8 protein-coding genes are annotated in these 7,675 nt (G+C 57.7%); 1 reads left to right on the top strand and 7 read right to left on the bottom strand.

All coding sequences use genetic code 11. The annotated features are described in order from the left end of the window. From AAAC48_RS22700 to AAAC48_RS22670, 7 genes are all read right to left on the bottom strand, one after another. Window positions 1-914 (bottom strand): Gfo/Idh/MocA family oxidoreductase (locus AAAC48_RS22700; protein WP_340656362.1); only part of this gene is annotated, 914 nt, incomplete at its 3' end. Then, window positions 911-1,792, bottom strand: a complete 882-nt coding sequence (locus tag AAAC48_RS22695) for a sugar phosphate isomerase/epimerase family protein (RefSeq protein ID WP_340656363.1) — start codon at window positions 1,790-1,792, stop codon at window positions 911-913. The genes AAAC48_RS22695 and AAAC48_RS22700, both read right to left, overlap by 4 nt. Before the next feature lie 25 nt (window positions 1,793-1,817). After that, window positions 1,818-2,651, bottom strand: a complete 834-nt coding sequence (locus AAAC48_RS22690; protein ID WP_340656361.1) for a carbohydrate ABC transporter permease — start codon at window positions 2,649-2,651, stop codon at window positions 1,818-1,820. Beyond that, window positions 2,648-3,571 (bottom strand): sugar ABC transporter permease, encoded by a 924-nt coding sequence (locus AAAC48_RS22685; protein WP_340656360.1) that lies wholly within the window; start codon window positions 3,569-3,571, stop codon window positions 2,648-2,650. Before AAAC48_RS22685 ends, AAAC48_RS22690 begins: the two co-directional genes overlap by 4 nt. A 46-nt stretch (window positions 3,572-3,617) precedes the next feature. Beyond that, the gene (locus AAAC48_RS22680) at window positions 3,618-4,820 is read right to left on the bottom strand and encodes a sugar ABC transporter substrate-binding protein (protein WP_340656359.1); all 1,203 of its coding nucleotides are present in this window, start codon (window positions 4,818-4,820) and stop codon (window positions 3,618-3,620) included. A 24-nt stretch (window positions 4,821-4,844) separates the two neighbouring features. After that, window positions 4,845-5,831: an alpha/beta hydrolase gene (locus tag AAAC48_RS22675; protein ID WP_340656358.1), complete on the bottom strand. Its 987-nt coding sequence runs from the start codon at window positions 5,829-5,831 to the stop codon at window positions 4,845-4,847. Continuing rightward, window positions 5,828-6,520: a GntR family transcriptional regulator gene (locus AAAC48_RS22670; RefSeq protein WP_340656357.1), complete on the bottom strand. Its 693-nt coding sequence runs from the start codon at window positions 6,518-6,520 to the stop codon at window positions 5,828-5,830. The genes AAAC48_RS22675 and AAAC48_RS22670 overlap by 4 nt, the downstream gene beginning before the upstream one ends. Window positions 6,521-6,612: 92 nt before the next feature. Here AAAC48_RS22670 and ugpC point away from each other — a divergent pair. Next, window positions 6,613-7,675, top strand: a 1,063-nt coding sequence (ugpC, locus tag AAAC48_RS22665; RefSeq protein ID WP_340656356.1) for a sn-glycerol-3-phosphate ABC transporter ATP-binding protein UgpC, incomplete at its 3' end; no start/stop codon positions are given.

Here is a 7,675-nt window from a genome sequence, read left to right as displayed (position 1 = left end):
GCGCCGCCAAGCGCCGGCACTACGTCGGCCAAGAGCGAATGATAGCCCTTCGGATCTTCATTTGCCGCTGCCGTGAAATTCGGCTTCCACGTTAGTGTATCGACATCATCGGCAAGCGTCGCGTCTGGATCGTCCACTTTGAACGGCGGATTGCGGTTCCAGCGCACCTCGATCACATCGTCCACCTCCAGACGCTGATGATCGCTCATCAATTCGATACGCTCGACCGGTGTACCGCGCGACTGGATCGTACCCATAGCGATATTGCCGATGGCGCCGCATTCGAACTCGAATCCGACATGAAAAAGCACCCTGCCCGGTGTCTTTTCGACCTTTCTGGCAGAAATGGTCCGCACCGGCGAAACGAAGAACGATACCAGATCCATGTAGTGCACACAGTGATGCAGGAAGAAGCCAGTGTAGTCGACATTGCCCGTGAAATATCCCGGCGCCGTCATGTAGTAGCCTGTGAGGCCGAGGACTGCTCCGAAACGCCCCGATTTGATAATGTTATGGGCAATCTTGTTGCCGACGGAATAGCGCTTCATAAACCCGACAAGCAGCGGCTTGCCCGATCGTTCGGAAGCGGCACGCAGTTCGCGTGCGCCTTCCGCCGTGCCTGATGGTGGCTTTTCCATGAAGACAGACAGGCCACGCTCAAGAGCAAGCTTGCCAAAATGCAGGTGCTGGTCTGGACCAACCGCCATGCCGATCGCATCGATGCCTGGCGTGCGGATCAACTCCTCGGCATCATTTGTCAGACGGGAAACGCCAAATTGGCGGCCTGCATCGGCAAGACGTTTACCGTCAATATCGCAGAGCCCGACGATGGCCACATCATGGCGTACGAGTTGGGGGAGTAGCATTTGGGTTGCGTGAATGCCGCAACCGATCCAGCCGATTTTCAATGTCATCGCCGATATTCCGTCAGTGTGAGATGGGATTTGATAAACGCCGCGCTTGCCGCCAGGCGCTCGCTTTCGTCCTCGTGCGGAGCACGCCACTGCGCCAGGGGAACGCCGAAACGGTCGTCATTGCGACGGAAGGGTTCGAGCGACACCGGGCCGTTGTAGCCGATTTCGTGTAAGGCCCTGCCCACCGCGACCCAATCGGTCGAGCCGGTTCCCGGAAAGCCCCGGTGGTTCTCATTCGCCTGGAAATGCACGAGGCGATTGCCGCCAAGCCGGATGGCATCGCCAATCGACGCTTCTTCCATGTGCATGTGGAAAGTATCGAGCATGAGCTTGACCGCCGGATGATCGACCGCGTCGAGAAGTTCCATGGCCTGCTGCGTGGTACACAAAACATCGCTTTCAAAGCGATTGAGTGGCTCGACCGCGAGCACGACGCCGGAGTTGGCCGCATGATCGCCGGCTTCCTTCAGACCGGTAACACAGCGCTCCTTTCGCGCCAGCCGCTCGTCCTCTGGCACGGGCAAAGGCGCGCGCCCGGCAAACACCAGCGGATTGCCGGTGAGCGGTCCGCCGACAACAGTTGCGCCAAGCGCTGCTGCACAATCGGCGGTGTAACGCAGGTAATCGATACCGGCGCGATGTGCCGTTCTATCGTCTGAGGAGAGATTGCGTTGCAGGTTGACACGTGCAGCAAGCACGACGCCAAGCCCGGCATCGTCCAAAGCACGCCGTGCTTCGGCAAGATCGATTTCGCCGGGTTCAGGCACGAGCAGTTCGACAAAGTCAAAGCCGAGATCGCGCATATTCTTGAACAGATGGAAGTGCTCGGCGGTGAACGGCCGGGCATATTGCATGGAGATCAATCCGATGGGATTCATCATTGTTCCTCTTTGATTGGCATGGTCATCCCTTCACCGCGCCCTGGGTCAGGCCGCCGATCAGACGGCGCTGCACGAGAAGGAAAAGAATTGTAGCAGGCAGGGCACCGACGACACCGCCGGCTGCGAGCAGACCCCACTCGATCTGGTATTCACCGATGAGTGTCTGGATCGCCACCGTGACCGGGCGGACATTGCGCCCGCCAAGTGTCAGGGCATAAAGATACTCGTTCCACGCGGTGATGAAGATATAGATGCCCGTCGAAATGATCCCCGGCATCGCCAAGGGCAGAACGACACGCTGCAAAGCCTGAAGCCGCGAGCAACCATCGATCATTGCCGCCTCGTCGAGACTGCGCGGGATGGCTGCGATATAGCTCGTCAGCATCCAGACGGCGAACGGGATGGCAACGGTGGAGTTGGCAAGGATCAGCCCGATATGGGTGTCGAGAATGCCGACCTTGCGGAACAGCACGAAGAGCGGCAGGATCAAAAGGACGATCGGGAACATGTTGACGAGCAGGAACTGCAGCATGATCACTTTTCGCCCGGCAAACCGGAAACGTGACAGGGCATAGGCGGCCGTGACTGAAACGACGAGCCCGAGGATGACGGTTCCACCTGCGATGATCAGGCTGTGCAGCATATTGCCGAGGAACGAGGTCTGTTGCAAAAGCCGGATGTAATTGTCCAGGCTCCATCCTGCCGGTGATAGCGAGACACCCGTTGCCGATAATTGCGCGGTCGGTGTCAGGGACGTCAGGATCATCCAGGCGAATGGTCCAATGGCAAGAAGAATGATCAAGACCACCGGAATGTCAGTGGTGATGATACGGCGAATCGTCGACGGCTTGTTCATCGCTCCACCTCACGCAGGGTGCGGACGATATAGGCTGCGACCACTGCCCCAAGCAGGATGGTAAAGGTCACAGCGATGGCGGTGCCATAGCCGAAATCGAGATTCTGGCGGGCCTTGATGAAGGCGTAGAGCGGCAGAGTATGCGTTGCATAGCCTGGACCACCGCCGGTCATGACGAAGATCACATCCATGGAATTGGCAACCCAGATGATGCGCAGCAATCCGGCCGTCGCCAGCACCGGCGCAATGCCGGGAAGCGTTATATGGATGAACTGACGCCAGCTGCTCGCCCCATCGATAGAGGCCGCTTCGTACTGGCTTTGCGGAATACCCTGAAGGCCAGCGAGGATCATCACTGCAAAGAACGGAAATCCCTGCCAGGTCAGCGTTGCGATCACCGCATAGAGCGCAAGCTGCGGATCGGCGAGCCAAGGCACGGTGGAGTGGATGATCGACAGGTAGAGCAGGATATCGTTGAGCACACCAGTCGTTGGATCGTAGATCCAGCGCCACATCAGGGCGATGACGACGCTTGGCAGGGCCCATGGAATGATGACCAGGGCGCGCGCGAGACCGCGCCATGGAAAGTCACGATTGAGCAGCAAGGCGGCGACCAGACCGAGCCCCATCTGCAGCGGCACCGTCAAGCCGATCCAGATGGCCGTATGCCCAAGCGAAGTCCAGAATACCGGATCGCGCAGAAGCTTGATGTAATTGCCAAATCCGACAAACCGATTGGCATTTGGCTTCCACAGCACTACGTCGTAGAAGCTGGTAACGAGCGCCTGAATCATCGGAAAGAACACGATGAACAATGTCACGACTACCGCAGGGGCCAGCAAGGCATAGGGCATCAGCCTGCTGCGAAGCGGACGGACCTGAGTAAGGTCGTTTGGTGCGGATGGCGCAAGAGTAGACATGAAACGGTTTCCAGTTTTCCTCGATCGGATGGAAGACCCGTCCGTGCTATTGCGCGAACAGGCTCTCTAATTGCTCCATCATCTGCTGCGAGGTAATCTGGCCCGTCAGCGCCTGCTGCATCGCGGTCTGCCATGCGGTGTTCACGAACTCCGCCGTTGCGGTACTCTGGGGCAGCACATGGGCGAAGGGCAGTGACTGTACAGTTGCGTCGACAAAGCGGCGTTCATGCAGCGTCCAATGTTCGGCGCCGCTCTTGGTCACGGTCATCTGGCCAGTCGCCTTGTTGAACGCCACGTTGTTTTCGCCTTCCGCCAGGAAGGAAATCCATTTCCACGCCGCGTCCTTCACCTGTGATGATGAGAAAATTGCCAAGGACTCGTCACCATAGGAGGTCCACTGATTGCCACCGCATTTCGGGACAGGCACGGCGGAAACTTTCTCACCCAGCGCTTTGACCAAATCATTGGACGAGCCGATATGATGAATGGTCATGGCCGTCTTGCCAGCCTTGAAAGCGGCGACGATTTCCTGGAAGCCATCATTGGGAGCCGATGGCGGGATGACCTTGTCCTTCTGGAATAGATCGATCAGCCACTGATTGGCCGCGACAGCTTCGGGCTTGGTCAGACCGCCCGACTTCAGCTCAGCGCCTTGCGAAAAGACGAATGTTCCCCATTGGTCCCAGCCACCCTTGCCGCCGCGCAGGCCAAAGCCGTAAGTATCGGGCGCCTTGGTGAGCTTCTGGGCCGCCGTGCGGAATTCCTCGCATGTTGTCGGCGGATTGAGGCCCGCCTCCTTGAAGAGATCTGCACGATAATAAAGGTAAAGCACCACATACTGGATTGGCAGATAATATTGCTGCCCGTCAGGACCTTTGTTCAGCTCCAGCAGATTGTCGAGAAGATCGGCCTTGCCCGGCCAGGCGTTGATCCGCTCGCCAATTGGCTCGAGCGCACCCATTTCCGCTAGTCGGGGCTGGGCAAAAAGCTTCACCATTCCGGCGTCTGGCGCGTTGCCACCAACCAGCGAGGTGTAGAGATTGTCGTAGTAACTGTTCCAGGGAACATTTTCTGCTTCGATCTTGATGTCCGGGTTCTTGGCTTCGAATTTCGTCACGAGATCCGACATCGGATTTTCCGGATTGTCGAAATGATACCAGAACCGCACCGTTTCAGTTGCGTTCGCAGTGCCCACTGCCAGGCCGGCCAGGAACGCGCAACTGATGCCCAGTTTCTTGAAAATGCTCATTGTTTCCTCCACCTTTGTTATGACTCATTGACCGCCGCGGATCATTCCTCGAGCAGCCTCACCGGCAGCCGCAAGCGCCTCCCGCGCCGCGGCCAATTCATTGGTATTTTGCAGAAATCCATGGGTAACCCCCGGCACGACCGAAAGCGGGTCACTGCGGCCGATTGCCTTAAGCCGGTCGGCAAGGAGCAGCGTATCGGACAAGAGGGGATCGATACCCGCGGCCATGAGATAAAGCGGCGGTAAAGCACGCAGGACATTGTCGTCGGCCTGCAGCGGCGCGGCCAACGGGTTGTGGCGCGCGTTTTCATCTGCACAGTACCAGTTCCAGTATCGCTGCATCTTTCCGCGAGTCAGACCAGGACCATCGGCAAACCGTCCATATGACTGTGTGGTGAAATCGGCGCCGAACGTGCCGTAAAACAGCAGCGCGCCGGACGGAATTGGGCGTTCTGCCGCCATTTCGTGCATGATCGCGGCAAGTGCGAGATTGGCACCGGCCGAATCCCCGCAGATAAGAATCGGTCCCGCCGATACCCCTGCCTCTACCGTCGCTGTGAAAGCGGCGCGCAGGCAGGCAATAACGTCGTGCATGCCGGCTGGAAACGCGTGCTCCGGGGCAAGGCGGTAGTCGGGAACGAGAACAGGCAGCTTAATCTCATTGGCAAGGACCCGAGCGCATCGCTCATGTGTCTCAGGGCTGCAAAATGCGAAGCCCCCACCGTGGACGAAAAGCAAGGCGCCGATGCCTGCATCATGTGGAACAAGGACCCGCATACGGCATGCTGGGGAACCAAGTTCGGTATTGGCGGCCACAACGATGTCTTTTGCCCGAGCAAGCGGTGGCAGGTTCACATTATTGCGCTCGTTGGTACGTTCGCACTGCGCCCTGCCCTCTTCCGGTGACAGCAATGTGGGATCAGGCTGCGGCCCCAGTTCGCGCTCGGCGCGCAGCAACACGGCGCGCATCTCCGCTGAAAGTTCATTCGCAAGGCCGTGAACGACGCTCATTGATCGGCATCCGGAAACACTGTCGGTCCGAAGTCGACAATCGTCGCAATATGGTGATGCAAGGTTTGCGTCGCTGCGGAAACGTCGCCCTGCTCGATTGCTTCGATTATGACGCGATGGCGTAACGCCGTCGCCATAAGATCGCGCGAACCGATACTTCTTGAAATCTTGAAACGATGATTGTGAACGAGGCACCGATGCAGGATTGGATCGAGCGCTGGAAGATCGGCATCGCGAAAAAGCCTCCGATGAAAATCCCTATCGAATGCCGCGAGCTGCAGTTCGTCATCAGCTTTTGCCGCTTCCACCATATCGCTCGCAAGCTCGTGCAGGTCGAAGACAAGTGTTCGGCTCTTATAGCGCAGAGCCCGGATGATACCGTTGCATTCGATCTGTTGCCTGACGCGAAACATCTCGACGGCTTCATCGACAGTGCATGCCGATACCTGGGTGCCGCGGTGGCCCTGACGCCGCACGAGCCCTTCTTCCTGTAATTGCAGCAATGCTTCGCGAACTTTGCCCTGGCTGCACTGAAACCGGGCCGCAAGATCTAACTCCGTCAGCGGCTCTCCAGCGCGCAACTCACCAAGCATGATATCGCGCTTCAGCGAGTCGAACGCTACGGACGCTTTGGCGGCAAGTGGATTGCGCGGCGAGCGGGCTGGCCGGGTGGCGATGGAGTCGGACACTGCAGGTCTCCTTTATGATTGCCGCAATTATCATTATTGATATTGATATCGATAATGATAGTCAATAAGATATTGAATGGAGGAACAATCATATGACAGCGATCAGTCTGAAGCAGATCAAAAAGCTCTACGGGACGGTTCCCGTGATCCACGGCGTCGACATCGATATTGCGAGCGGCGAGTTTCTCGTTCTTGTTGGTCCGTCGGGTTGCGGGAAATCCACTCTCCTGCGCATGATCGCCGGGCTTGAGGAAATCAGCGCCGGTGAACTGAAGATTGGTGACAAGCTGGTCAACGCCCTGCCGCCGTCGGACCGTGACATCGCCATGGTTTTTCAGGATTACGCGCTCTATCCGCACATGAGCGTTGAAGAGAATATGGCATTCGGACTGAAGATGCGCAGTGAGCCCACCAATGAGATTGACCAGCGCGTAGCGGGCGCTGCCGACATCCTCAAACTTCAGGACTATCTCGATCGGCGTCCCGCACAGCTTTCGGGCGGCCAGCGCCAGCGCGTTGCCATGGGCCGCGCTATCGTCCGCCGGCCGAAGGCATTCCTGTTTGATGAACCGTTGTCCAATCTCGATGCTGCCTTGCGCGTAGAGATGCGACTTGAAATCGCCAAGTTACATCGCCGCATGCAGGCAACGACTGTTTACGTTACTCACGACCAGGTGGAAGCGATGACGCTTGCCGATCGAATCGTGGTGATGAATGCTGGTCACGTCGAACAGATCGGTCATCCGCTCGATCTTTACCGCAAACCGGCCAGCCTATTCGTTGCCCGTTTCATCGGCAGCCCGACGATGAACACCCTCCCGGCAAGTGTCATCGAATCCGTCGCCAATCGTCTTGTGGTAAACCTTCCGGCAGGCACCGCGGCTTTCGATGTTCAGCACGATGCATTCCGGGACGCAAAGACAATCACCTTTGGCATCCGTCCCGAAGACCTAACCGTGTGTGACACGCCGGAGGCGTGGTTCAGCGGTGAACTGGTGGTGGTGGAAAGGCTCGGAAGCCAGACCTTTGGTTATCTCGACGCCGGGACAGAAAAATTGATCACTGTCGAATTCCCGAGAACGACCGAAATTCAGGTCGGTGATCGGATCTCCGTCAAGGGCGACAGTTCCCACATCCATCTTTTCGATCACAAAG

The organism is Phyllobacterium sp., from assembly GCF_037994405.1.
GTDB lineage: Bacteria > Pseudomonadota > Alphaproteobacteria > Rhizobiales > Rhizobiaceae > Phyllobacterium.
Note: the sequence above shows the minus strand (reverse complement) of the source record. Positions and strands in the feature narration are given on the sequence as shown.

Coding starts and splice junctions, on each gene's coding strand:
- AAAC48_RS22695 (WP_340656363.1), bottom strand. CDS start 1,792: ATGAATCCCATCGGATTGATCTCCATGCAATATGCCCGGCCGTTCACC.
- AAAC48_RS22690 (WP_340656361.1), bottom strand. CDS start 2,651: ATGAACAAGCCGTCGACGATTCGCCGTATCATCACCACTGACATTCCG.
- AAAC48_RS22685 (WP_340656360.1), bottom strand. CDS start 3,571: ATGTCTACTCTTGCGCCATCCGCACCAAACGACCTTACTCAGGTCCGT.
- AAAC48_RS22680 (WP_340656359.1), bottom strand. CDS start 4,820: ATGAGCATTTTCAAGAAACTGGGCATCAGTTGCGCGTTCCTGGCCGGC.
- AAAC48_RS22675 (WP_340656358.1), bottom strand. CDS start 5,831: ATGAGCGTCGTTCACGGCCTTGCGAATGAACTTTCAGCGGAGATGCGC.